This window comes from Actinobaculum sp. 313 (assembly GCF_003073475.1).
In the GTDB taxonomy this organism is placed as follows: domain Bacteria; phylum Actinomycetota; class Actinomycetes; order Actinomycetales; family Actinomycetaceae; genus Asp313.
Map to the genome: position 1 here is coordinate 1,805,236 of NZ_CP029033.1, position 24,222 is coordinate 1,829,457.

Below are 24,222 nucleotides of genomic sequence, written 5' to 3' on the forward strand. Positions count from 1 at the left end.
AGCACCCGCCTAGAATGTTAGCCAAAAAGTCAGGCCCGCCGCGATTGCGACGGGCCTGTTAGGAATATTGACCAGAATGTGATCGATGCCAGGCTCAATGCCAAGCCTTACTCTGATCGCCGCATTCCGGCTGAAGAAGTTCAGTTCTCTTCGCGGCGTTCCTTTACCTTTGCGGCCTTACCGTGACGCTCGCGCAGGTAGTACAGCTTCGCACGCCGAACATCACCGCGGGTGACGACCTCAATGGACTCAATGGACGGTGAATGGACCGGGAACGTCCTCTCCACACCGCAACCAAAGGAGACCTTACGCACGGTGAACGCCTGCCGGATGCCAGAACCGTTGCGAGCGAGCACAACACCCTGGAATGCCTGCGTACGCGTGCGATTGCCTTCGACGACTCGCACGTTGACACGGACGGTGTCGCCTGCCCGGAACTCGGGAACGTCGTCGCGAAGCAGCGGAGCCTCGACGAAATCGAGAGTTTGCATTGTATTCTCTTCCTTCCGCCCGTGCGCGCAGGTCACAAGCGTAATCGGGGCGGTTTCCCGCCGACCAATTGAAACTCGCCGGTACGCGGCCCCCTGCGGCAGGCTCTGCGTATTGTGACAGCGAGAAAGCCTCACAATTATGGCACACGTAGGCGACGAGCGAAAATAACGTCCGAGTTGTCCTGGTCACCCACTGCGAAGATGCGAGTGGAAACAGCGTGAAATCCAAGTTTCTTGTAGGCCTGCTGCGCGCGACGGTTGCCTTCGTTCGTTCCGAGCCAGATATAGGGCTCCGCGCCGGTGATCCGCTCCAGCAGCGCCCTGCGAGTGCCGTCCCACAGCAGTTCCTGTGCCCCGGAGCCGCGAGCATATCGGCGCAGATAGAATTTTGACAACTCTATGAGTTCACCACGGCGTGGAGTTCCCTCTACGACGGCGTCCACCGGCGCGCCTTCGTCTTCGCCCGCGACGCCGCCTTCATCTCCTTCACCATCGGCGACGGCGACGGCAGCTTCCCCTGTTCGCCCGGGCGGCAGCAGGCACAGCGTGTAGCCAAAGAGCGATTCACCGCGCGAACCGGGTGAAATGAAACGCTCGCAGGCCTCCCCTTGGCCACCTCCCCAATCGCAGTCGTCCCTCGGGGATGGGCTCTGGCATCCGGCGGCGAGCACTGTGACCACCCAATGCGGGTCATCGAGATAATCGGCAAAGGCCCGCACCGAGAGGTGTTCGGCAATGAATGCCGTGATATCCGCTTCCGAAAGCCACGGCGGACAGGCATCTGGGAAGGTCTCTGCCGCCAACTCCGCCAGCTCCGCAGCCTCAAAAGGCTTGGCCGGGCGCACATGTACCGGAACCGGATGCTTGCACCCACGCAAAGCGAGGAAGCCGGATGCCGCAAGGGCTCGTCGCTCTCTTTTGTTCAGTGATGCCGTATCGAGCGCGCGAATCATGTCTGGGCGCCGCGACGCCGTCCGCGCAAGTGCTTGTTCACGCCGCCATCGGGCCACCGCGCCGTGATCGCCTGAGGCCAACACGCCAGGGATTTCCAAACCGCGCCAAACCGCCGGACGAGTATAAACGGGGTACTCCAGCAGTCCAGCGGCTCCGTGCGACTCCTCTACCAGTGACTCCGGGTTGCCGACCATGCCTGGAAGCAGACGCCCTACGGCCTCCACCAATGCAACAGCCGCCACCTCTCCCCCGTTGAGCACATAGTCGCCAAGCGAGTATTCGAAGACGGTTACCCCCTGCTTGGTGTAATACTCGGCGACGCGGGCGTCGATGCCCTCATATCTGCCGCAGGCGATGACGATATGCTCTGCGGCTGCCAGGCGTTCACAATCGCGTTGGGTCAGGGGGCGTGCCGAGGGCGTAGGGATGGCGAGCACCGTTGCGGACGGAACGGGCGTATGCGGCGCATCGTTCCCGCCGAGAAAATCGTCGAGTGCCTTTCCCCAGATATCGGCCCGCATCACCATTCCCGCGCCGCCACCGGCAGGGGTGTCATCAACCGTGCGATGCGGATCGTCGGTCCAGTCGCGCAGATCGTGGCACGCGACATCAAGAAGGCCTCTATTCTGTGCCTTTCCCACCAAGGAGAGATCAAGCACGGAGAAGAACGCGGGGAACACAGAGACGATATCGAAACGCATCAGCTCGCCGCCTCCTCAGCGGTTTGCTCGCGCTCCGGACCACTGCTATCAGTGCCCGCACTACGATGACTGCTCGAATCTGCCCCCGTGCCTTCCTCCCGATTGGCGCCGTGCTGATCGCTGCGGCCTCCGGTCGGATTCCGAGCAGTGCGCTGGTCTCCACCGACCGCTCCCGCCCCGTGCTCCGAGGGCGGGGCCTGTCATGCCCATGGGAGTTCCGGGCGTCGTCGTCGGCCGCACCTACAATGATCAACTCGTCGTCGGAGAAGAGGCCCGGCGGCGCGTCAACCACCACGCAACCGTCATCCAGGTCGACTTCGGTCACGATCTCACGCGCCATTGGCACGCGCGCGATAAGGCCGTCCGGCTCTCGAACCACCAACAGGTCTTGTGCCGGCATCGGTTCGAGGCCGATGACCTCACCAAGTGTGTATCCCTCCGGGTCAAGGACCTCCAGCCCTACGAGCTCATGCGCATACCACGCGTCGTCTTCCTCAATTTCGTCTTCGTCGGTTTCCACGGTGAGCTTTACGCCACGGATCTGCTCAGCGGCGGTCCGGTTGTGGCACTCAACAAAAGTTGCGTACGTCGCTCCCTTGTACTGGCGTGTACGTTCAACGGTCAGCGGTCCGACTTCCGCAGGGTCGGTTTCCAACATTGTTCCAGGAGCGAGCCGACGCTCCGGGATATCCGTGCGCACGTCAAGCCGTACCTCGCCTTTAAGGCCGTGCGCAGCCCCAATGACTGCTACCGTCAGTTGCACTGTTTTTCACTCCCTTTGATCCAGACCCGGCCATCGCAGGTTCTACCCTGGATTACCCGTCACACGCCTGGCCTAATGCCGTTGCGGCTGCAGTATTCGTACTGCTGATGTCATAGCGTTCGGCAGCTGCACCAGAAGACGCAAGCTAACAGGACGCAATGCTCTGCGCGGTTTCCACACGTGGACGACACCCACACACCGCACTGCCATAGTATTGACTCCTATCATGGCGGCATTTGCATCCTGATTCCTGCTCCAGTAGCACCTCAGAGCGTTGCAGACCCACGGCAGACGCCCGCGCGACGGCGTGGTTTCCCCAAACCGTTCGCCTGCCAAATCCATCATGCCGCTACACGTAAGGGCCGACCCGCACATACATGCATCGGGTCGGCCCCTTACCGATATGAATCAGTCCTCGTCGGTTTCGACGACGTCAATACGCACCGATCCCTTAGAAGACAGTGCGCTGGTCACGGTACGCAAGGCTTTGGCGGTGCGTCCACCACGCCCGATGACACGCCCCAGGTCATCCGGATTCACACGGATTTCCAACAGCTCGCCGCGACGCGTGCCGCGGGATTTCACGTGCACGTCATCGGGATTATCCACGATTCCGCGAACCAGATGCTCTAGAGCTTCGGCGAGCATCAGGCTTCCTCCTCAGTTTCCGCCGGCGCGTCCTGCGCTCCGGACTGCTCCGCGGAGTCCGCTTCGGCTGCGGCCTTTGCCTCTTCCTCGGCCTTCGCCTTGGCTTCGGCGGCAGCGGCACGGCGCTTCTCCGCTTCGTTCTGCACCGACTCGGCAGCGGACTTACGGGCCTCTTCCGGATCAACGGTGTCCTTGACCTTCAGACGGCCACCGCTGTCCTTGATGCCCTTGAACTTCTGCCAGTCGCCGGTCACCTTGAGCTGCGCAAGTACGGGTTCGGTCGGCTGGGCGCCGACGGACAGCCAGTACTGCACGCGCTCCGAATCAATATCAATTAGCGAGGGGTTCTCGGTGGGATGGTACTTCCCGATTTCCTCGATGACGCGCCCGTCCCGCTTCTTCCGGGAATCAACGACGACGACGCGGTACTGGGGTGCACGGATCTTGCCCATGCGCTTGAGACGAATCTTGACTGCCACTTGTGCGGTCACTCCTACTTTCTAAATTGAAGTGGACGCCCGCCCGACCCGGTGGGAGTCGCGCCAGTCGGTGTCCGAGACACGCACGCACGGGAAGAGAGGGCCCGAGCGCTCGAGTACAAGGCTCAATTGTGCCAGATTTGCGCCACTGACGGCAATTGAACTCACGCCGATTGCGGGTGGACTCGCCCACAGCGCACATCCAGCATTCCGTACCTCTGGCTTCCAGCGTTCCATACCTTCGGCTGCAGGCGTCCTCTCCATGGTGTGCCCGCGGGGACAAACACGTTCCGCATGCATGAAGGTCTGGGCTCACCACCGACAACGAGTAGCGGCGTGATCGCACACGTTTCGCGTGCAAGAAGGTCTGGGGGCTTCTTCAGTCTGCCGGGAATGCGCTCCCCACCCGTCGGGACTACCGGTACAGGTCTGCCGGTTCCCCGTCGCAAATGAAAATGCTCCCCGTCCATCGGGGCGACGCGACAGACAGGCGCCTCCGCCTTTCATCAGGGAAACGCTCACTTCGGCCGGACGAACAACAAGTGGCCCAAGCCACGAACATCTGCTCGCCAGATTCCCCGAACAGCCCGTGGCCGCTCCCCGAACATCGTGCACTTCGGCGCATTTCGCTGCGGGCCTTGGATTCCTCTCCCGCGCCCATAAAAATAGACCCGTGACATCGCCAAACGCTTTCACGCACGCCAGGCTTCTACGCTTCACCTGGCTGTCTGTGGGCACAGCACTTGCTACCATCGCGTTGAAAACGGGCGCCTACCTACTCACCGAGTCGGTCGGACTGCTCTCCGACGCCGCAGAGTCGGTCGTGAACCTCGTGGCAGCACTCGTGGCGCTGTTGGCACTGAAACAAGCAGCAAAACCGGCGGATTCGCGTTACCCCTATGGTCGTTCCAAGGCGGAATACTTCTCCTCCGCCGTTGAGGGCGCGATGGTATTAGCGGCGGCGGCGTTCATCATCGTGGCAGCCGTGCAACGGCTCTTCGCACCCCACCCCTTGGAGCGCGTTGGTATAGGTATGGCTGTGTCCATGACTGCCGCCATCGTCAACGCGATCGTCGGCGTCGTCTTGCTGCGCGCTGGAAGACGCTACGTCTCCCCCACGCTGCGTGCAGATGGAATGCATCTGCTCACCGATGTCGTCACCAGTGCCGGTGTGCTGCTCGGAGTTGCCCTTGTGGCGGCAACGGGCTGGGACGCCCTCGACCCCATCGTCGCGTTGCTCGTGGGACTCAACATTATTATCACCGGCGCACGCATGGTCCGCTCCTCGCTCTCCGGACTGATGGATGTAACCCTTCCGGAAGAACAGAACCGCGCCATTATTGGCATCCTGCAAGCGCATACGAACAGTGAGATTCGTTTTCATGGGCTGCAGACCCGCGCGGCTGGCCACGACGCCTTCGCCAACGTAGACCTGCTGGTTCCCGGCATTTGGTCGGTGCGGCGTGGCCACGAACTGGCCGAGGATCTCGCCGACGAGCTTCAGGCGGCGGTTCCGAACCTGCATGTGCTCATCCATGTGGAGCCAATTGAGGACCCCCGCTCATATGACGACATTCCCGACGGCTACGTGCCCCTGGGCGACGCGGGAACTTACCAGCCGCGCGACCCCGTGGGTCCGCATGAAGGGCATATGCAAGCCGACTGAGAGGATACACCCACCGGTCTGCGACGGACTATGGTTTATCGACGTCGCCCGCCATTGCCGCGTTATCATCATCCCGCCAGCGGAGCCAATCTACACACGCCCGTCAGGCGCTACGGACGGAGCGGCAAATCTGGTAGGAGCGAATCGTCGAGTCAGCGTGGAAGTCACGGTACACCTATGGTCCCATAACAACAGTTGTATGGTCTCACAACAGTTGACTACACCTCAGGCAGTCCGAGCATTTGCCGCAGCCATGCCCGTTCACTCAGATTCTGTGCACACGCGATTGATATCATTCCTCGCCGGTACACATCATCGAGTTCACTTTCCCGCAGCGGCCGCTCGCCGTCGAAGAAGAAGCTACGCGGTGCCTCCAGGAATTCGAGTCGTCGCCGCAAGACGGCCTTCCTCTCCTGCGGGTCGGGAAGCTGGGACAAGAAAGCAAGGATCGTCATGAAACGCGTGATGTCGGTGATATCGGTGCCGTCTGCATCCCGTAGCCGCTCATGTAGGAACCTCCGCCCCGCGTCGGTGATTCTCAACTCTTGGCGGGTGACGCCGGTTTTCCCTTCCACCCGGTGCCGCGTGAGAAGACCCTCACTGCGCAGCCGCTTGATCGCCGGATACAGGCTTCCGTCACTCAGATTGCGAGAATAGCCGGACAAGCCCATGATCCTCTTGCGCAGCTCGTAGCCGTGCATGGTTTCTTCCGCGAGAAACCCGAGAATCATCAGCGTCAACATGCTCTTATGCTACTAGTGCACACGGCTGCTCCCTCACCGAAGACATGGAAATTGATGAGTGCCTCGTACCCGCATGAGTCATACTTGATGAATGAGCATTCTCCGGTGCATACGCCGCCGCGCAGTCGAACCTCGCCGCAGCAGTGGTCTGACTCGAATCCTCGCACTTACCGCAGCCACAATCGCATGTTATGTACTGGTTGCCTGCACGGCGGCCAGCCCGGTACCCGAGATTCGCACCTCCGCCGGGGCGCCGGCACCCTCGCCCTCGTCGGGTTCCTCTCCTGCCAGGCCTGCAACGCCGCTTAACACTCCGCTGCGTGGAGTCACACTGGATACCCTGGACGATATCGATGCGTCCGTCGCCGTCATTGGCGACAGCACGGCAGAACTGACGGTGCGCGTGGTCTTTGATCTCGATACGTCCCTCGCCGAGTACACGCATGCCTTGGAACAGCTTGATCCAGTCGCCCAAATCATGATGCAAATCGCCGACTCCTCGGAGCTCGCGGACATGAGCGCGGGGGACGTCACTGCACGTACCGAGGCCGCCATAACGGCCTTCGGGGAGCACGTCGATATCTGGGAGATCGGAAATGAGGTCAACGGCGCATGGGTCGGTACGTCTCCGGCAGAGATTAACCCCAAGGTGACGGCCGCATATGACGCCGTCGTCGCCCACGGCGGACGTACCGCGCTGACCTTGAACTATTGGCAGTCATCACGATGCTACGACCATGGCTGGGAGGATACTCTCGACTACGCAGCCACAGTCAATCTGGATGTTGACTTCGTTTTCCTGTCTGTCTACGAAACGGCCTGTTCACCGGCACAGCAGCCTACAGCAACGGAGTTGGCCGAGACCTTGAACGAGCTGGGGGCACTATTCCCACAGGCCCGGCTCGGTATCGGAGAAATAGGTGCGCAAGGTGCCGAAGATGGTCTGCCCAAGGAGCCGACGATACAGGAGAAAACCGCTATCGCCGAGCGCTACTACGGGATGAATGCGGAGTTGAGCGAGGCTGTTGGCGAACGCTTCGTCGGCGGGTATTTCTGGTGGTACTACTACCAGGATGCTGTGCAAACCAATGGCTCCGACTCACTGCGCGAAACCCTTGACAAGCTGACGAGTTCACTGTAAACGTTACCCTTTCGAATCTTGCCCCACGGGCCAGGCGCCTGCACTCTGCCGTGGACCGCGCCGCTACGTGACGGGGTGTCCCCCACGGGCCGGCTTGGTCGTCTTAGATGGCCTGCGACGCGGTCCCGGTACGCACCGGCCCGAGAACATAACCAAGCAGAGCACCGGACCAAGCAGAGCACCGGCGCGCGCAGGTATCGAGGATGGAGACGGACGCGACAGCGGCGCAGCGGTTTAGAGCACCGGCGCGCGCAGGTATCGAGGACGCCAGCGCGCGGCCTGCGACGCTCACCGAGCAGAGGCATCCCGGCACCATAATTCCATCCCGTACGTCCAGCCCTCGCATTGCGTACGCGCCGTCCTTACCCCGCGGTGAGACATCTGTCCAGTGCCCGCGAAGTGAGACACCCGACCGATTCGTCTTGGACCGCGCCGCGGAAGAGCATACGATCAACGTAGTCCGTTTCACACCGGATGCTCGGGCACGGTCCGCGAGTGCAAGATGACGCAGGTGCGGGATGATATCCACCCCCGGCTGCTAAAATGCGGCGCAATATTGCGCGGTTCGCGGGCCTAGCGGTGGCACACCACGGCCGCTGGAGGCCGGGTATTCGGGTTCCACGGCACACAATCTAAATTTGAGGTTTCATGTCCGTTCTTCCACGATTCAATAAAACCAAGCGCCGCACGGCGCAGACCCTATCCTTTCTCGCCCTGTTGGCCGTTTTGACCGGTTGTGGTGCGAATTCCAATTCGCCGGGAGGAGGTTCCGTTGGTGGCGGCGAAGCAAGCCTTGTTCTCCCCGATCTATCCGCTGCAACCAGCGCCGTTGGCATCGGCGGTCGAGCGCTACTCTACGGCGCCATCGTTGTCTGCCTGCTCGGCCTTGGCTTCGGGCTGGTCACCTTTTTCACGCTCCGTAAGCAGGCTGTACACAAGTCGATGCTCGACGTCGCCGAACTCATTTATTCGACCTGCAAGGCCTACCTGCTGCGTCAGGGCCGCTTCCTTCTGATTCTCTGGGTATTCATCACGGCGGTAATCGTCGTCTACTACCGTGCACTCGTCGGCTTCGGATGGGGCCGTGTCCTCATCGTCATCGGCTTCAGCCTGCTCGGCATGGGCGGGTCCTACGCGGTGGCGTGGTTCGGCATCCGCGTGAACACCTTCGCCAACGCTCGCACGGCCTTCGCCTCCCTGCGCGGCAAGCCCTACAACGTGCACCGCATACCGCTCTCCTCCGGTATGAGTATCGGCATGGTGTTGATCAGCCTCGAACTGGTGATGATGCTCGTCATCCTGTTGTTCCTTCCCTCCGACGTCGCCGGCGCCTGCTTCATCGGCTTCGCCATCGGAGAGTCGTTGGGTGCCTCGGCGCTGCGTATCGCTGGTGGCATCTTCACAAAGATCGCCGATATCGGCGCCGACCTGATGAAGATCGTGTTCAAAATCGATGAAGACGACCCGCGTAATCCTGGCGTTATCGCCGACTGCACGGGCGACAACGCGGGCGATTCGGTGGGCCCGTCCGCCGATGGCTTTGAAACCTACGGCGTCACCGGCGTGGCGCTAGTGACCTTCATCCTGCTGGCCGTAGAGAATCCGGCTCTGCAGGCCACTTTGCTCGTGTGGATCTTCACCGTGCGCGCCGCCATGATCCTTGCCGCGTGGGCCGCCTATGCCATCAACGGTGCATGGGTGAAGGCGAAGTGGGGTAATGCGGACCGAATGAACTTCGAAACCCCGCTCTCCACCCTCGTGTGGTTGACCAGCGCGCTCTGCGTTGCCTTCACCTATGGCATCACCTGGGTCATCCTCAGTGATCAGCCCGGTGGACTGTGGCTGAAGCTCGCTACCATCATCACCTGTGGCACCCTCGCCGGAGCACTGATTCCGGAGCTGGTGAAGGTCTTCACCTCGACGAACTCGCAGCACGTACGCGAGACCGTCAAGTCCTCGCGGCAAGGCGGCGCGAGCCTGAATATCCTCTCCGGCGTCGTCGCAGGAAACTTCTCCGGCTACTGGCTTGGGATCACGATCCTCGGCCTGATGGGTGGCGGTTTCCTCATCTCCCAGGCCGGACTCTCCGAGTTCATGATCGCCCCGGCAGTCTTTGCCTTCGGCTTGGTTGCCTTCGGCTTCCTCGGAATGGGACCAGTCACCATCGCGGTCGATTCTTACGGGCCGGTCACCGACAACGCCCAGTCCGTGTACGAGCTTTCGCGAATCGAAGAAATTGACGGGATCGATGAGGAACTGCGGCGTGACTACGGCATCGACCCGCGGTGGGAACGTGCCAAGCTCATGTTGGAGGATAACGACGGCGCCGGCAACACCTTCAAGGCGACCGCAAAGCCGGTGCTGATCGGCACAGCCGTCGTCGGCGCAACCACGATGATCTTCTCTATTATCATCGGCCTGACCGATCATCTGACCACCGGCTTGGAGAATCTCTCGCTGCTGCATGCACCCTTCCTCCTTGGCCTCATCGCCGGAGGCGCCGTCATCTTCTGGTTCTCCGGGGCCTCCATCCAGGCGGTTACCACGGGTGCCAACCGTGCTGTTGCATTTATTCGCGACAACATTCACTTGGACGCTTCCGCCGAACGGGCCAGCACCGAGGATTCCCGCCGTGTGGTGGATATCTGCACCCAGTACGCGCAACGGGGCATGCTGACCATCTTCCTCGCAGTGTTCTTCATGACGCTCTCCTTCGCCTTCGTGGAGCCGTACTTCTTCATCGGCTACCTAATCTCGATTGCGATCTTTGGCCTGTACCAGGCGATCTATATGGCGAACGCCGGTGGTGCCTGGGATAACGCCAAGAAGGTGGTGGAAGTTGACCTGCACATGAAGGGCACCGCTCTGCACGATGCGACAATCGTGGGTGATACGGTAGGCGATCCCTTCAAGGACACCTCCTCGGTGGCACTCAACCCGATTATCAAGTTCACCACGCTCTTCGGCCTACTGGCCGTTGAACTGGCAGTGAGCCTGACTGGGCAGGGATCGGCCACGCTCGTGCATATCCTCGCTGCGGTGTTCTTCCTGATCTCCGCTTTCTTCGTCCATCGGTCCTTCTATGGCATGCGTATCGATTCGTCCATGCCGCAGGCCGGTGACACCGACGACGGCGACGCCGTCGCGTCCGTTTCCTCCGGTATGTCCGATAGGGAGAAACTATGAGAATTGCAATTAAATGGGACGACGTCGTCGTTGACCCGCAGGGGCACATTGCCGGGCATGCTGCCGGTGACACGCTTGTTCGGCGGCTTGTGCGCGTATTCGACCATCCGATTGTGATTGGCCCGGCATCACGTCATTGCGACGACTTCGACGTGCTTCCACTGGAACTGGTGGATGCCCGCGACGTCGTGGTCATCAACATGGATGTTGTGGACTCGCCACAGATTTGGCGCGTGCTCAGCAAACAGAATGTGGAACCGCGCATAATGAACTTCGTGTGGTGGCCGGTTCGGCCCGATGCGCCGACGGTCCGCGCCGCCTCGGTGGCGCTGTCCTGCACCCTCTTCCCCACCTTCGCAAACTCGGAGCGCACGGCTACCGAGGTTCGCGAGACCATTGGGAAGTGGACCGTGCAACCACTATCGGAGCATGCACGCCTCGGCTGGGTGAACCTCGGCTTCCGCCTCGATCACATCCAGCCACGCCAGCCCAGCGACCTCCCGATCGTCTTGTATCCGGCCATCTACCTCTCGCGCAACAAGCGCCCGGATGTGTTCTTGCAAGTAGTCGATAAGGTACGTCGGCGCATTCCGCTCCGGGTGGAGATGCGCCTGCACGAATCGCATCTGGTGACCGAAGAAGCCATGGATATCTCGCGGCACGACTGGGTGTGGCTCGGCCCGCTCACCGCTACCCGCAAGTCCTACTGGGAAGCCTTGGCACATACCACGGCATTCCTTGCGACGGCGGAAAACGAGTCCTACGGCATGCTGTACGTGGAGGCGCTCGGCGCCGGGGTGGTCGGCGTGCTTCCCGATCACGAATGGGCACACGCCCTGGTACCGGAGGGGTATCCATTCTTCTACCATGACCTGCACGAGGCCGAGGAGATGCTCACTCGCGCCTTGCAGGACCCGGATGCCTGTAGGCAGGAACTCGATGCCTGTGCCGGTGGCTCCTTCGCCAGTTGGATCGCCGATCATCATTCCGACGACGCTTTCGACAAAGCCGTGGTGGCCCGTGTCGACGAATGGTTCGGAGGCACTAAGTAGGGCCGTGTGACAGCGCGAGGGGCGATCGCTTGTGGTGGCGACCGCCCCTCGCCGTCCTGTTGCCCCTGAATTGGTCGAGGTGTGGGGTTCACTCACACCGCCCTCACCAACAACTCACTGCCCACATTCACTACAATCGGCGACTCTCACGGGCAGTTCCAGATGAGGCACCGAATCACTTTCACGGGCACCTGAGATGAGTCTCGTCGAGGCCTTGACTTGGTTACTGCGTATAGGTACCCTGAAGGTGATCCTGTACATGCAGGGCACATGAGAGGCAAATGACGCCTCAGACAACAGCATACGAAGGGAACAACGATGTCTACTCGGATGTCCGTCACTCGTCTTTTGACTGGCACTGCCCTAGCCCTTGCCATGGTTGCTGGCCCAGCGGTATCGGTCGATGCCGCGATTGACAACAAGTTGAACGTACATGCCTCAAACAAGTTCGATGGCATACCACCCGACACAGTGGTTGTGGATGAAGGCGGCTTCGACCGAATCGAAATCATACCAAACGGGGCGACGGAGCCCGCCGCAAACGGTAGGCCATTACCTGCCGCAGCCTGGGCGCGCGGAGGAAGCTGCACTGCACCGGCCGGGCGTCAGGTCACGTGCAAAGACAGCACGGGCTACATTGTCAAACAGGGTCCAAGATCGAAAATGACGCTCGGCTACAGTTGGTCGGTCGCTTGGTTTTCGAGTAGTAACGCCAACGTCATCGGTCGTGGTTTCATCAACGGTAAAGAAACCTGGCGTGGAGGCGGCAACGCTAAGTCCGGTAAGTTCTCAGTCCCTTGGTACGCAGAGAAGGGTTTTTCGATCATGGCAGTCAAGAAAGTGAAGGTTCGCTCGATGAATCCGCCCGCTGGCGTTGTTGTGCACTGGAGTTGAGTCACGGTGCGCAAGTCGTTCATCGCGCTGTCGCTAGCTCTCCTAGTGCTCAGTTCTGGCTGCGCTCAACCTGAGCAGAGCAAGGCAACTCGTAGCAATATCAAGGATCCTCCCTCCTGCACGAGGAAGCTGGAGGTCGCCGCCGAGTTGGCAATCCCGGGAGAAATATCTGGTTTCGACTGTTACGACACAGATAACAACCTCGAGTACTTGTTCCGAGAGTCGCACGATCAGACGATCTTGGCGATGACCAAGGGCACATGGATCTCCACCCCAGATTCACCACTTTTCATACTAGAAGGCGATGGATGGTTCGTGCTCGCGAACAAAGATAACAGCCTCGCAATGGAGGCAAAAGGAGTGGTGAACAAAGGTGCATTCGTGGAGTTGGTGAACAATGTGGAGACCGATGACACGGACCCTGCCCACTACGACAGTGAGACATGCTCACAGTTCGCTTCTGCCCTCATTCACGCCTTCGCCTTTGAACAGGAACCGCTGCCAGAGAATCTCTCGTCCGAAGCCCGAGAGATCATTGAGGACGACTATGGTGTTTTAACTGGCGATGCCTCATTCAGGGCTCTTGATCCCGATTCCCCGGATGCGCGTATCATTCTCGGTAACAACTCGCAAAGGATCAACAAATTCTGCGCCCAAGGAGGCGAGATCTTCAATGGCATTGGATAGCTACACACTCCGCGCGGTGAGCAACCACCTTTACGCCATTGCGGCCTGCCTGTATCTCTTGTCCTTTCTGTCGCGGACCGCCCTCATGGCCGGGGCCCATACTCCCGAACTGGAGAGATTCAGCAGACCCTTGGCGGGAGCTTTGCAGTTCCTCGTACAGGAACTGCAGGCGTTCACCCCGCCTGCAGTGGCCACGCTCTGCCTCGTCGCAGCATTCATCTGCCGACCAACACTGACTCGTATCCTCGACTCGCAGGCGGAAGAGGACTAACCGCAAGGCAGCACTGCAGTTCGCTAGTTCGATGTCTGCTACTCCCCTAGGTGTACTGACCGGGGAGGCTAGTTAACCGGGTGACGGGTGGTAGGCAGCCGCACGCGGAATGGGGTCGGTGGTGATTATAGTCATGGAGCCACTGGGCCAACGCGTTTCTGCGTTCTTCTTCGGACGGGTAACGCCGGGCCGGTGTTCTCTCTGCGGGTCCTATATGCGACCCGCAGCGCCAGTGGGTGGACGCACCGCAAGTTGCTGCGGTGTCCAAATCCCGTCCAAACGACGAAAGACTTGATCAAGTCAATTTAAAGACTGGCGGAATCATGCGGATTTCGCGCGTCACCGCGACGGGGAGACTTTCGTTTGGACGGGATTTGGACAGATAACCCGTGCACACCCGTGGCAAAGACGCAGTCCCGCCCCAAGCACCCGGCAGAACTTCACCTGCGCTTGGGGTCTGCCGCGCAGTCCCGCTCCACTCACCCAGCGGAGCTAGTCCAGCCCCGCCTGCGCAAGCCAGTCCTTGGCAATGCTCGCCGAGGTTGCCTGCTCATTGACGCTGCGGGTATTCAGAGCGACCAACGTCTCCTGATCCAGCCGGGCCGATATCTCGTTGAGCAGCACTGCGGCGTCGTCGTCAACCTTCGTCGTCACTAGTGGGACGACGTTCTGCGTCAGGATAAGACCCTCCGGGTCCTCCAGAATCACGAGGTCATTGGCGGGAATAGCCGGATCGGCACTGTAAATATCAGCGACCTGCACATCACCGTTGCGTAAGGCATCCAGAGTGAGGGAGCCACCGTAGTCGTTGATCGGGGTCACCGCGATATCCACGCCGTAGACTTCCTTTGCGCCGGTCGGACCGTAGGGCCGTCCCTCGAACTCGGCATTAGCGCCCAGGGCTACGGGTTGCTCGAGCTTTGACAGATCACCAATCGCCGTGAGGCCGTACTCGTCCGCAGTCTCGCGCGTTACCGTGTAGGTGTCCTGGTCGGATGCATCCGCGAGATCAAGAATACGCAAGCCCTCCGGCAGCGCCTCGTCCAGTGCGGTACGAATCTGCTCCGGCGTCGTCGCCGTTGTGCTGCTGTCGTAGTACTGCAGCAGATTTCCGGTGTACTCGGGGATAACATCCACGCGGCCTGCTTCCAACTCCGGAATGTAGACTTCGCGGGATCCGATCTGATACTGACGGTCCACGGTGTAGCCGTGTGCCTCAAGATGTTGGGCGTAGATCTCCGCGATGATCTCATTGGAATAGCTCGCCTGCGAACCGATGACGATCGTGCCGCTAGGCGCGGCGGACTGGCTGTCCCGGCCCGTCGGATCGCTGGAGGAGCAACCTACAAGAGCGAGGCCCGCCACCGCGAGACTCGCAATAACTTTGATTCGCCTTTTCATGTGATCTCCTGTCATTGTGCGAATTCAGTAAAACTGGGAAGAGTCGATATCTGCTGCCCGTGGCCGCTGTGCCCTCCGATGTCACTTCGGGAAGAGTCACGCCTACACCCGGCGGCATCGCCTGCTCGTAAGGCACCGGTTGGTGGGTGAATCGTAAGGCACCGGTCACGCCCCGCACACCCAGCGAGTACACGCGCGACACCGCGTAGCGCAAGCAGGTGTGCTCGTACGTTCGGCCGGTTGGTACCGTTCATGAGGAACGCACACCCCATCGAACCAGACGTTCCCCGAACGCGAAGCATGCATCGAGAACGACGGCGAGGATCATCACGAGAATCGACGCCGCCAGCATAAGCGTGTAGTTATAGGTGTTGATAGCCGGGAACAAGAAGCGGCCCAAACCGCCTCCGCCCACGTATGCCGCCAGGGTTGCGGTGGCGACCACCTGCAGGCACGCCGAGCGGAGCCCGCTAATCAACAACGGTAGGCCGAGCGGGATCTCCACCCGTGTAAGCACCTGCCATTGCGACATTCCCTGTGCCCGCGCGGCATCAACCGTGGTGCGATCCACATTCTCCACTCCGGAATATGCTCCCGCGAGTACGGACGGTGTTGCCAAAACGACGAGCGCGGCCAGTGGAGCGACCAGTCCGATTCCGACGACGACGCCGATAAGCGTCAGAATTCCGAGCGTCGGCAAAGCTCGCGCCGCTCCAGTTGATGCCACGACGATCCCGCGTCCGCGGTGGAAATGTCCAATCGCATACCCTATCGGAATACCGATAAGGGCTGCTATCCCAAGAACCAGCACGGTGTAGAGCACATGTTCACCCATGCGCGCGAGGATGCCCGTGTCGCCGTAGCGGTTCGCGGGATCTGCAATCCACTGCAGGGCTTCCATCAGGTAGTTCATGCCGCACGCTCCCATCGCATGAGAAGCCTTCCGGCAAGAACCAACGCACCGTCAATAAGAAGAGCAAGAGTAACGGTCAGCACTATTCCGGCAAGGATTTCGGCGGTGATTCCCCGGGCTATCCCGTCGGTGAAAAGCATGCCGAGATTCGGCACGCCCAGCAGGGCGGATACCGTCACCAGGCTGACCGTGGATACGGCGACCACGCGCAGGCCCGCAAGCAGCGCCGGCCCTGCCAATGGCAAGTCGACGGCGAAGAAGCGATGGATCGGCGAGTACCCGGTGGCCGTTGCTGCCAGTTTGGTAGAGAGGTCCACCGCCGTAAACGCGTCCGCCGCCGAGCGGACCATCAACGCCACACCGTATAGCGTCATTGCAATGATGACGTTGAGCCTGTCGCGGATGGTGGTGCCGACGATCAACGGCAAAACGATAAACATCGGCAGGGAGGGGATGGCATAGATGAGGCCGGCTGCCCCGATGAGGAATGAGCGCAGACGGCGTAATCTGTTCGCCAACACGGCGATGGGCAGGGCGAGAACGAAACTGAGAATAATCGCGGGAACGCTCAATACGAGGTGCGAGAGCGTCCGCTCCCCAGCATGGGCAGGTTTGCGATAATCCAGCTCACCGGGGTTCCTCCACACGAGGCTGCGCCGGACCGGGCTCCTCCGGAGGGATTTGCTCACGGTGGCCTTCGCCCGGACGGGGCTCCTCCAAGCGGCCGACGACGCGGCCTGTCCCATCGAGCACGATAGGCGCGCCACCGGTGCTCTCCACGTGCAGGCTGCTGTTGCCTCCACGGCTGATGAAGCGGGCAACAAAATCTGAGGCAGGCCGGGCAACAAGTTCTTGCGGTGTGCCGATTTGCTCCACAATTCCACCGGTGGAGAGCAGAACCACTTGATCGGCCAGAGTGAAGGCCTCAGAGATGTCGTGCGTGACAAAAAGAATGGTTTTACGCAGGCGCGACTGGAGATCCTGCACGAGTTCCTGCAGACCGGCGCGAACAATCGGATCAACGGCGCTGAAGGGCTCGTCCATCAGGAGGATATTCGGATCGCTGGCGAGTGCCCGAGCCACTCCTACCCTCTGCCTTTGTCCGCCAGAAAGCTGGGCCGGGTACCGAGATGCCAGATCACGGTCGAGCTCCACCGCTTCCATTAATTCAAAGGCACGATCCCGCGCTTCTGCCTTTGGGGTCCCGTTCAGGCGCGGCACCGTCATAATGTTGGCGAGTACCGTTCGATGCGGCAGCAGGCCAGATTCCTGCATGACGTACCCGATCCGCCGTCGCAAATGTACGGGCTGAAGGGTGGCGACATCGTCGTCGTCGATCAGAACCCGGCCAGCGCTGGGGTCAACCATGCGGTTGACCATACGCAACAGCGTAGTCTTCCCACTCCCAGATGTCCCGACAAGCGCGGTCACCGTATGGGACGGGATGGTGATACTGACATCGTCGACGACGGTTGGACCGTTGCCGTACTGCTTAGACACGTGGTCGAATTGGATCACGAAGTGCTCCCATCGTTTCGCTTATCGTATGCTATACATCGATTCGATGTATAGCCCGAGGGAAGGAATCTCATGAACGAGAAGAATCTCATGCGCGATACCGAACCCGCGCAGGTTCCGCGCCTCATGCGGGCAGCGGTGTTGAGTGAGCCCGGCCCGGTCGAGAACCTCGTTGTACAAGATGTTCCTATTCCCTCCCCGCAAGAGGGGTGGGTTCGCGTGGCGGTGCGTGCCTTTGGCCTCAACCGCTCCGAATTGCACACCAGGCTTGGACTGGGAGAAGGCGTCTCATTCCCGCGAATCCTGGGCATCGAGGCCGTTGGCGTAGTGGATCTGGATCCTTCCGGCACCTACCGCCAGGGTCAGCAGGTGGCAACAATGATGGGAGAAATGGGACGGCAATATGACGGTGGGTACGCGGAATACACCTGCGTGCCGCTCGGCCAACTCATCCCCTTCCACTCCGAGTTGCCCTGGGATCAGATTGGGGCAGTGCCGGAGACTCTGCAAACCGCCTACGGAACGCTTCGAATCGGCATCGACCTGCACGATGGTAACCACTTACTGGTACGCGGCGGCACCTCGGCCTTGGGATTGGCCATCACCGCGCTGGCGAAACGGCAAGGCTGCACGGTGTATGCCACCACGCGGCGTCCGGAACGTTTGGAGCAGCTTGCGGCCTGCGGAGTTGATGTACCCCTGGTCGATGACGGCTCCATTGCGGATCAGATACGGGCGCTGCGCCCGGAGGGTGTTGACGGCGCCGTCGAGCTGGTCGGTACACCGACCCTGCGTGACACGCTGCGGGCGGTGCGAATACACGGCACAGCCTGCTTCACCGGAATGCTCTCCAATGCGTGGACGATTGACGGCTTCTACCCCATCGACTACATCCCGTACGGTGTGCGCCTGACATCGTATGCGGGCGAGGCCGCCGACCTGCCCGCTGCCGTCTTGCAGGATATCTTGGACGGCATCGCAACGGGAACGGTGACGCTCGGGCCGTATCACACCTACCGCTTGGACGAGATCCAGCAGGCGCATCGCGACATGGAGGAAGGTACGAGAGTTGGGAAACTGGTAGGGATGCCGTAGTCAACCACTGCCATGCGCAAGGCGCCACGAGTATAGTGGCGGCATGGCTCAATTGACTGTTTCTCTTCCCTCCTCCCTTCCGGATGACGTACTGGATGGTTTCGACGTGGAGATTGTCCGCTGGGATTTTGATGTGCCGGCACCACGTAGCGACGTCGACGTCGTCGTCGTGCCCGGTGGACGAGGCGTTTCCATTGTCAAGGAGTTGGAAGGACTACACCCCCGGCTTGTCCAGCTCTCCGCGATTGGGTACGACGGCCTAGTGGAAAACGCGCCCGCAGGAATGGTTTTCGCCAACGCTGCCACAGTTTATGAGACACCCACCGCCGAACTGGCTGTGGGGCTGATACTGGCCGCCGAGCGGGAACTGCCCCGCGTGGTACTCGCGCAGCAGAGTAGTACCTGGAAGCGTTTCTACGCTCGCGGCCTGGCAGATTCAACCGTGCTGGTTATTGGTACCGGCGGTGTCGGCCAGGCAATAATTGACCGGCTGCTTCCCTTCGAAGTGGATGTGATGCGTGTGGCAAGCCGAGAGCGCGACGATGAGGACGGGCATGTTTTCCCGACGGCGGCGCTGCCGGAGCTGCTGCCACAGGCAGACATTGTGGTTCTCGCAGTTCCGTTGAATGACGCTACCCGCCACCTTGTCGACGACGCCTTCCTGGCGGCTATGCGCGACGACGCTCTGCTGGTGAATATAGCGCGGGGACCGGTCGCCGACACCGATGCGCTGCTGCGGCATGTGGGGCGCCTTCGCTTCGCTCTGGATGTAACCGAGCCGGAGCCTCTGCCCGCGGATCATCCGCTGTGGCAGGCACCGGGAGTGTTGATCGCTCCGCACCTGGGTGGGCTTTCGGCTGCACAGTTCTCGCGTGAGAATGCCTTGCTGCGGCGGCAGATTGCGCATGTGCTTGCCGGAGAAGAACCGGAGAATATCGTCTACCGCAGTTGATACGCAGTTGATAACAAGGGCTGAGCGTTGATAGCGAGGGCTGAGCGTTGATCCCGGCGGTCAGGACGGTTGATCCCGGCGGCAACGAGGGCGACGACGATCAGGGCGCTGAGGCCAGATCCGGGTGTGGTGTCTGAGAGGCGACCACGGGAGGGTGACGATCGTGCCAAAACCGGCACAAGCCGATTAGTTCACGAATCGAGGTCCGCGCACAAAGTGCCGGGCGTAGCAAGCCATGACGCTTAGTCGATGGTGGGTATGAGGACGAAGACTTCAGGTGAGTTTTCGAGTCGGTCATCCTTAAAGACCATGCCGGTGGGTGTGAAGTCTCCGGGGACTTGGTAGTACAACCAGCCCTCACCCGTCTCACCCTGTTCAAGCCAGATGACTTGCACGAGGTATTCATCGCCGTGGTAGCCTCCGACACTGACGTAGTGTTCATAGTATGTGCCTTTCGAGGTGCCAACGATGTGCCGTCCGACATCAACATACGGCGATGCTTTGTCGGGGTCGTTGTTGGTGATGCGGAGTTTGACGCCTACCCATTTGTGTCCTTCGATGACCACGGGGTGGTCGGCGGCGGTGAGGATGTCGTTCACATCAGGTGAGTATTCCAAGACTTCGACGGTCCAGCCACCGACTTCTGCCGGGCCGGTGACGGTCGGAGGCGCAGACGCCACCGGTGTAACGGCCTCCGCCGGACTGGTGCTGACAGTCGAGGGCATGGCTGCTGTCGATTGCGAGGAGGAGACACCCGGTGATGGCGTGGTGGTTGGGTGTGTGCTGGGCGTGTCCCGGCCCGCGATAACAACCCCGGCAACCACCACAGCGATGACGATCAGGGCGCCAATGAGCGCCCAGACCCAGCCGTGTGAGTCCCGCCGGGTGGTGTGTGGTGTGGTGGTCGTCTGCGGCGTGCCGTTACTGTTCGTGTGCTGGCGCCTATCCGGGCTGCCGTTTCGCGGGGAGGCCTGCGGGCCGTCGGTGGGTGGTGTGGTCATCGTGAGGGTCTTTCTGTCCGAGTGTCGGGTTGTCGTGGTGTTGGTGGTGTCGCTCTTCGGGGAAGCGACGCCACTTATGATCGGTGTGGTGCACGGGTCGCTGTGGTGTTCTAGTTGGTGGTGGGCATGAGGATGAAGGTTTCGGGTGGGTCGTCGGGGTCGATGCGGTAGTCTTCGAAGACCATGCCTGTGGGTGTGAAGTCTCCGGGGACTTGGTAGTACAACCAGCCTTCACCGGTCTCGCCTTGGTAGAGTCGCGACACTTTCACAAGGTATTCATCGCCTTTATAGCCTCCAACGTCCATGTAGTGTTCGTAGTATTTGCCTTCCGATGTACCTACGATATGGCGGCCGAGGTCTGTGTATGCTGATGCTTTGTCGGGGTCGTTGTTGGTGATGCGGAGTTTGACGCCGACCCATTTGTGTCCTTCGATGACCACGGGGTGGTCGGCTGCGGCGAGGATGTCGTTCACATCGGGTGAGTATTCCAGGATCTCCACCGTCCACCCACCAATGTCCGCTGGCCCGGTCACGGTCGGAGAAGCAGACGCCGCCGGTGTGGCAGTCTCCTCCGGACTGCTGCTGACAGTCGACGGCGTGGCTGCTGTTGATTGTGAGGAGGAGACTCCCGGCATTGTCGTGCCAGCTGGTTGTGTGCTGGGCGTGTTCCGTCCGGCGATGATGATCCCGGCGACAACGAGAGCAACCACGATGAGGGCGCCGATGGCAGCCCAGGCCCAACCGTGCGGGCCACGCCGGGAGGCGGACGGTGTGGTAGTCGTCTGCGGCGTGCCATTACTGTTCGTGTGCTGGCGTATATCCGGGCTGCCGTTTCGCGGGAATGCCTGCGGGCCATCAGTGGGTGGTGTGGTCATTGTGGGGTCTTTCTGTCCGACTGTTTGGCTGTGATTCCTCTTGATTGTGGCAGATTGGCGCGTGGCGCGCAGTTTCTGACGAGTTTCTACGACCGTCGTCGGGGTGCGACACGCGGTGTGACCTGCGCAAACATGTTGGGACGTGATTCTGGTGAGGGAGTGTGGGTCGTTATTCGGTGTAGACAGGGCCGGGTGTGCCCGGTAGAGTCTGTTGCATCACAGACGATCCTGTTCCGGGTGTGGGTGGCTCGCCGAGTACGACCCTAACTGGGACACGAGGGGAGAGGGGACAGCAGATGGCGAGTCGTGAGCAGCGGGACACATTGGCGGAGATCGCAACATTTGACCCGGAGGAGGCGCAACGATTAGCCAATCAACTCAATGAGGTCAGTGATGGTTTTGAGGCCTTGCGTGTCAGGATTAATGGGATGTTGAATCCGGATGATTGGGGGTTGCGGGGTGCGACGGCGGATGCGATGTTGTCGTCGTTGGAGTGGGTGCGTAACCGGCTGGGTAATCATGCGGATGATACGGAAGCGATGGGCAAGTCGGTGCAAGTGATCGCTGACGTGACGGTGCAGGCCCGGGCAGCGCATGAGGAGATTAGTGCGGGCACGCAGGCGTCGGATAGTGCCTACCGGGTAGAGGTGGCGTCTATTGGTCTGGCGAGTAGTACCGTGCCGTCCCCGGTCAATGCAGTTCTTGCCAATGGTGGCATGGAGCATGCCGAGCAGGCGCATGAGGCCCGCGATAGTGGGTTTGAGGAGAAGGCGGCTCGGATGGTGGATTATGTGGGTGAGGAGGTGGATCGGGCGATTCGCATGCTACCCCGGACAGGGAAATCTGCGCCGCGTTCGTATGTGACCTACATGCCACCGTCGTCGTCTGGTGTGGATTCGTCGGTGACGGGTCTGCCGTCTGATGGCGGGGCCTCCTATGCGGCGGCGTTGGCGGAGGGCCGACCGACAGACACGGACATGGATGTGGATGTGTCGGATGGTGGTGGGTCTGTTGTTCCATCGGTGGGTGCGATTGCTGCTGGTGTGGGTGTGCCGGCTAGTGCGGCGTGGATGTTTTCGTGGTATGCGGGTGAGCGTGTGGAAGGCATGGTGGGGACTCCACAAGGCAGGATGATCCGAGCAGATTCCGCAGAAGCACGTTACCTGTATGGTCCGGGTGAAGGTAATCTGATGGACCGGGTCCGGGAAGCCGGACGCCTGTCCTTCCAAGACAACAACACCACAGGCAGTGGCGCTGCGGGTGCTGCCGGGGCCGCCGCGGGTGCTGCTGGTGTGGCTGGGTTGGCTCGTGGAGCGGCATCTGGTGTGCGGTGGAGTAATGCGCAGCAGATGGGTATGCGCCCCACCCGTATCCCCCTCTCCGGCCAACCCCAACAAAGCACCGGGACACGAGGAACCGGAACCGGTGTGCGTGGTGGCCAGGCCCAGCAGGCAGGCGCGCGTGGTACCGGTGGTGCGCGTGGCACGGGCCGTGGTACCGGTACGGGCGGCGTCCGAGGCGGCCAAGCACAGGGTGCCCGCGGGACTGGGGTTCGTGGTGGACAAGCCGCTGGTGGTCGTGCTGGGACTGGCCGCGGAGCCGGTACGGCCGGCGTCCGGGGCGGTCAGGCGCAGCAGACTGGAGCCCGTGGCACTGGCGCCCGTGGTACCGGTGTGCGTGGCGGTCAAGCCCAGGGCGGTATGCGTGGCACTGGTGGCATGCGTGGTGCTGGTCGTGGTCGTAAGAGGGATGAGCGGGAGCGGACGTGGAGTCCTGAGGTGTGGTGTGCTATGCGTGGTCGGGAGGTTCCGGATCCGCAGGAAGAGGAACGTCGCAAGGAGGAAGCGCTCAAGCGGTTGGATGCGGTGTGGTTGAGCCGTCACGGCGCGGAGAGTGTGCGCGAGCGGCAGCGGCGTGAGGCCGAAGAGGCCACCCGTCGTGAAATGTTCTCCCGGCCCCTCCTGTACTGGCGAGAGCCCCGCGAGAAGGGTGAAGGCCAATGACAGCTGTGCGTCGTGTTCACGCTGCCAGGTGCCTGTTTCCAGGCGTGATCTCCACACCAGTTGCACGACTGGTTGATCCGACCGTGCGGGGACGACCACCGTACGTGTGGTCGCGTGGGGTGTGCGGCATGCTGGCCTTGTGGCTTGATGGGTGGTAGCTATCCCGGGTGTGGGGTGGACGTTGACGTTGAGCATGGGCGTGCCTGGTCGACCGAACGGGTGGATCGAGGAGCGAGGAGAGCTGCTGTGCGGCGGCCGTCGTTTTGGGCGGCGTAATAGTTCAGAGAATAGCGAGATACTCTCAACTACTAGTGCGAAGGAGACGAACCAGTGAGTATTGAGTTTGATCGTGATGCGGTGGGTGTGCAGGCGCAGGCCCGGTGGGAGGATGCGGCGGAGTTTGGTCGGTTGACGGGGTTTGTGCGGGGTATGCAGGTACGCCGGTGTGTGTCACAGTTGCCGGCCCATGTGAGTTCGGCTGGTAGCAGCGAGTTACGGTCGGCGTTACGGGAGTTTAAGGACGATATGGAGGACGTGTTGGGTGAGTTTTCGGATACGTGTTCGATGCTCGGGTCGGGGGCCAAAGACGCTGCTGGCGATTTTGATGACTCGGAGAGGTTGAGTGCGGCGCAGTTTGAAGAGATGAACGCTCTACTGGGTGGAGGGCAGGACTTGTGAGGCAGCACAGTGTGACTGGAGAACTGGTGCGGGGAAGAGTTCCGGGCAGGCCTGTGCGGCCTGTGAGGCTTGTGAGGCCTGGTGGTGTGGCCACGCGTGTGGTTGCTGGG

Annotated in this window: 23 protein-coding genes and 1 pseudogene; 11 read left to right on the forward strand and 13 right to left on the reverse strand. The window is 61.0% G+C overall.

The window, feature by feature from the left end:
• Window positions 1-140: 140 nt before the first annotated feature.
• The 5 genes from rplS to rpsP form a co-directional block, all read right to left on the reverse strand.
• The gene (rplS, locus tag DDD63_RS07860; RefSeq protein WP_108715905.1) at window positions 141-491 is read right to left on the reverse strand and encodes a 50S ribosomal protein L19; all 351 of its coding nucleotides are present in this window, start codon (window positions 489-491) and stop codon (window positions 141-143) included.
• A gap of 137 nt (window positions 492-628) precedes the next feature.
• Window positions 629-2,146: a tRNA (guanosine(37)-N1)-methyltransferase TrmD gene (gene trmD, locus DDD63_RS07865; RefSeq protein ID WP_108715906.1), complete on the reverse strand. Its 1,518-nt coding sequence runs from the start codon at window positions 2,144-2,146 to the stop codon at window positions 629-631.
• A complete protein-coding gene (rimM, locus tag DDD63_RS13375; protein ID WP_108715907.1) occupies window positions 2,097-2,909 on the reverse strand; it encodes a ribosome maturation factor RimM in 813 nt (270 codons plus the stop codon). Before rimM ends, trmD begins: the two co-directional genes overlap by 50 nt.
• A gap of 408 nt (window positions 2,910-3,317) precedes the next feature.
• Entirely contained in the window at window positions 3,318-3,557 is a 240-nt protein-coding gene (locus tag DDD63_RS07875) for an RNA-binding protein (protein ID WP_108715908.1), read from the reverse strand.
• Window positions 3,557-4,036, reverse strand: a complete 480-nt coding sequence (gene rpsP / locus DDD63_RS07880; protein WP_108715909.1) for a 30S ribosomal protein S16 — start codon at window positions 4,034-4,036, stop codon at window positions 3,557-3,559. Before rpsP ends, DDD63_RS07875 begins: the two co-directional genes overlap by 1 nt.
• Before the next feature lie 673 nt (window positions 4,037-4,709).
• Between rpsP and DDD63_RS07885 the strand changes: the two genes are divergently transcribed.
• On the forward strand, window positions 4,710-5,702 hold the full coding sequence (locus DDD63_RS07885) for a cation diffusion facilitator family transporter (RefSeq protein ID WP_108715910.1): 993 nt from the start codon (window positions 4,710-4,712) through the stop codon (window positions 5,700-5,702).
• 218 nt (window positions 5,703-5,920) lie between these two features.
• Here the strand turns inward: DDD63_RS07885 and DDD63_RS07890 are convergent, their stop codons facing one another.
• A complete protein-coding gene (locus DDD63_RS07890) occupies window positions 5,921-6,445 on the reverse strand; it encodes a PadR family transcriptional regulator (RefSeq protein WP_108715911.1) in 525 nt (174 codons plus the stop codon).
• Between the two features lie 91 nt (window positions 6,446-6,536).
• On the opposite strand from DDD63_RS07890, the gene DDD63_RS07895 reads away from it, so the two are divergent.
• The 6 genes from DDD63_RS07895 (at window position 6,537) to DDD63_RS07925 (ending at window position 13,676) form a co-directional block, all read left to right on the forward strand.
• Complete coding sequence (locus DDD63_RS07895) at window positions 6,537-7,586, forward strand: Tat pathway signal sequence (protein WP_108715912.1); 1,050 nt, start codon at window positions 6,537-6,539, stop codon at window positions 7,584-7,586.
• A 648-nt stretch (window positions 7,587-8,234) separates the two neighbouring features.
• On the forward strand, window positions 8,235-10,772 hold the full coding sequence (locus DDD63_RS07905) for a sodium-translocating pyrophosphatase (RefSeq protein ID WP_108715914.1): 2,538 nt from the start codon (window positions 8,235-8,237) through the stop codon (window positions 10,770-10,772).
• Window positions 10,769-11,824: a glycosyltransferase gene (locus DDD63_RS07910; RefSeq protein ID WP_108715915.1), complete on the forward strand. Its 1,056-nt coding sequence runs from the start codon at window positions 10,769-10,771 to the stop codon at window positions 11,822-11,824. Before DDD63_RS07905 ends, DDD63_RS07910 begins: the two co-directional genes overlap by 4 nt.
• Before the next feature lie 318 nt (window positions 11,825-12,142).
• Window positions 12,143-12,718, forward strand: coding sequence for a hypothetical protein (locus DDD63_RS07915; RefSeq protein ID WP_125482471.1), 576 nt, complete (start codon window positions 12,143-12,145; stop codon window positions 12,716-12,718).
• Window positions 12,719-12,724: 6 nt separating this feature from the next.
• Window positions 12,725-13,405 (forward strand): hypothetical protein, encoded by a 681-nt coding sequence (locus DDD63_RS07920; protein ID WP_108715917.1) that lies wholly within the window; start codon window positions 12,725-12,727, stop codon window positions 13,403-13,405.
• Between the two features lie 16 nt (window positions 13,406-13,421).
• The gene (locus DDD63_RS07925; RefSeq protein WP_125482472.1) at window positions 13,422-13,676 is read left to right on the forward strand and encodes a hypothetical protein; all 255 of its coding nucleotides are present in this window, start codon (window positions 13,422-13,424) and stop codon (window positions 13,674-13,676) included.
• 46 nt (window positions 13,677-13,722) lie between these two features.
• Here the strand turns inward: DDD63_RS07925 and DDD63_RS07930 are convergent.
• The 5 genes and pseudogenes from DDD63_RS07930 to DDD63_RS07950 all read right to left on the reverse strand — a co-directional run.
• Window positions 13,723-13,866, reverse strand: a pseudogene (locus DDD63_RS07930) (integrase core domain-containing protein); the annotation flags it as partial.
• Window positions 13,867-14,168: 302 nt separating this feature from the next.
• Entirely contained in the window at window positions 14,169-15,077 is a 909-nt protein-coding gene (locus DDD63_RS07935) for an ABC transporter substrate-binding protein (RefSeq protein ID WP_205647213.1), read from the reverse strand.
• Window positions 15,078-15,327: 250 nt separating this feature from the next.
• Window positions 15,328-15,990, reverse strand: a complete 663-nt coding sequence (locus DDD63_RS07940) for an ABC transporter permease (RefSeq protein WP_108715920.1) — start codon at window positions 15,988-15,990, stop codon at window positions 15,328-15,330.
• Window positions 15,987-16,637, reverse strand: coding sequence for an ABC transporter permease subunit (locus DDD63_RS07945; protein ID WP_240611221.1), 651 nt, complete (start codon window positions 16,635-16,637; stop codon window positions 15,987-15,989). Before DDD63_RS07945 ends, DDD63_RS07940 begins: the two co-directional genes overlap by 4 nt.
• Entirely contained in the window at window positions 16,618-17,508 is an 891-nt protein-coding gene (locus DDD63_RS07950; protein ID WP_108715921.1) for an ABC transporter ATP-binding protein, read from the reverse strand. Before DDD63_RS07950 ends, DDD63_RS07945 begins: the two co-directional genes overlap by 20 nt.
• Before the next feature lie 72 nt (window positions 17,509-17,580).
• Here DDD63_RS07950 and DDD63_RS07955 point away from each other — a divergent pair, with 72 nt between their 5' ends.
• Window positions 17,581-18,603 carry a zinc-binding dehydrogenase gene (locus DDD63_RS07955; RefSeq protein ID WP_240611222.1) on the forward strand — a complete coding sequence of 341 codons (1,023 nt, stop codon included), beginning with the start codon at window positions 17,581-17,583 and terminating at the stop codon, window positions 18,601-18,603.
• 43 nt (window positions 18,604-18,646) lie between these two features.
• On the forward strand, window positions 18,647-19,555 hold the full coding sequence (locus DDD63_RS07960) for an NAD(P)-dependent oxidoreductase (protein ID WP_108715922.1): 909 nt from the start codon (window positions 18,647-18,649) through the stop codon (window positions 19,553-19,555).
• Between the two features lie 242 nt (window positions 19,556-19,797).
• On the opposite strand, the gene DDD63_RS07965 is transcribed toward DDD63_RS07960, so the two are convergent.
• The gene (locus tag DDD63_RS07965; RefSeq protein WP_108715923.1) at window positions 19,798-20,556 is read right to left on the reverse strand and encodes a hypothetical protein; all 759 of its coding nucleotides are present in this window, start codon (window positions 20,554-20,556) and stop codon (window positions 19,798-19,800) included.
• A gap of 110 nt (window positions 20,557-20,666) precedes the next feature.
• On the reverse strand, window positions 20,667-21,431 hold the full coding sequence (locus tag DDD63_RS07970) for a hypothetical protein (RefSeq protein ID WP_108715924.1): 765 nt from the start codon (window positions 21,429-21,431) through the stop codon (window positions 20,667-20,669).
• Window positions 21,432-21,727: 296 nt separating this feature from the next.
• Here DDD63_RS07970 and DDD63_RS07975 point away from each other — a divergent pair, with 296 nt between their 5' ends.
• A complete protein-coding gene (locus tag DDD63_RS07975; RefSeq protein ID WP_108715925.1) occupies window positions 21,728-23,434 on the forward strand; it encodes a hypothetical protein in 1,707 nt (568 codons plus the stop codon).
• Window positions 23,435-23,764: 330 nt separating this feature from the next.
• Entirely contained in the window at window positions 23,765-24,112 is a 348-nt protein-coding gene (locus DDD63_RS07980) for a hypothetical protein (RefSeq protein WP_108715926.1), read from the forward strand.
• Window positions 24,113-24,222 lie beyond the last annotated feature (110 nt).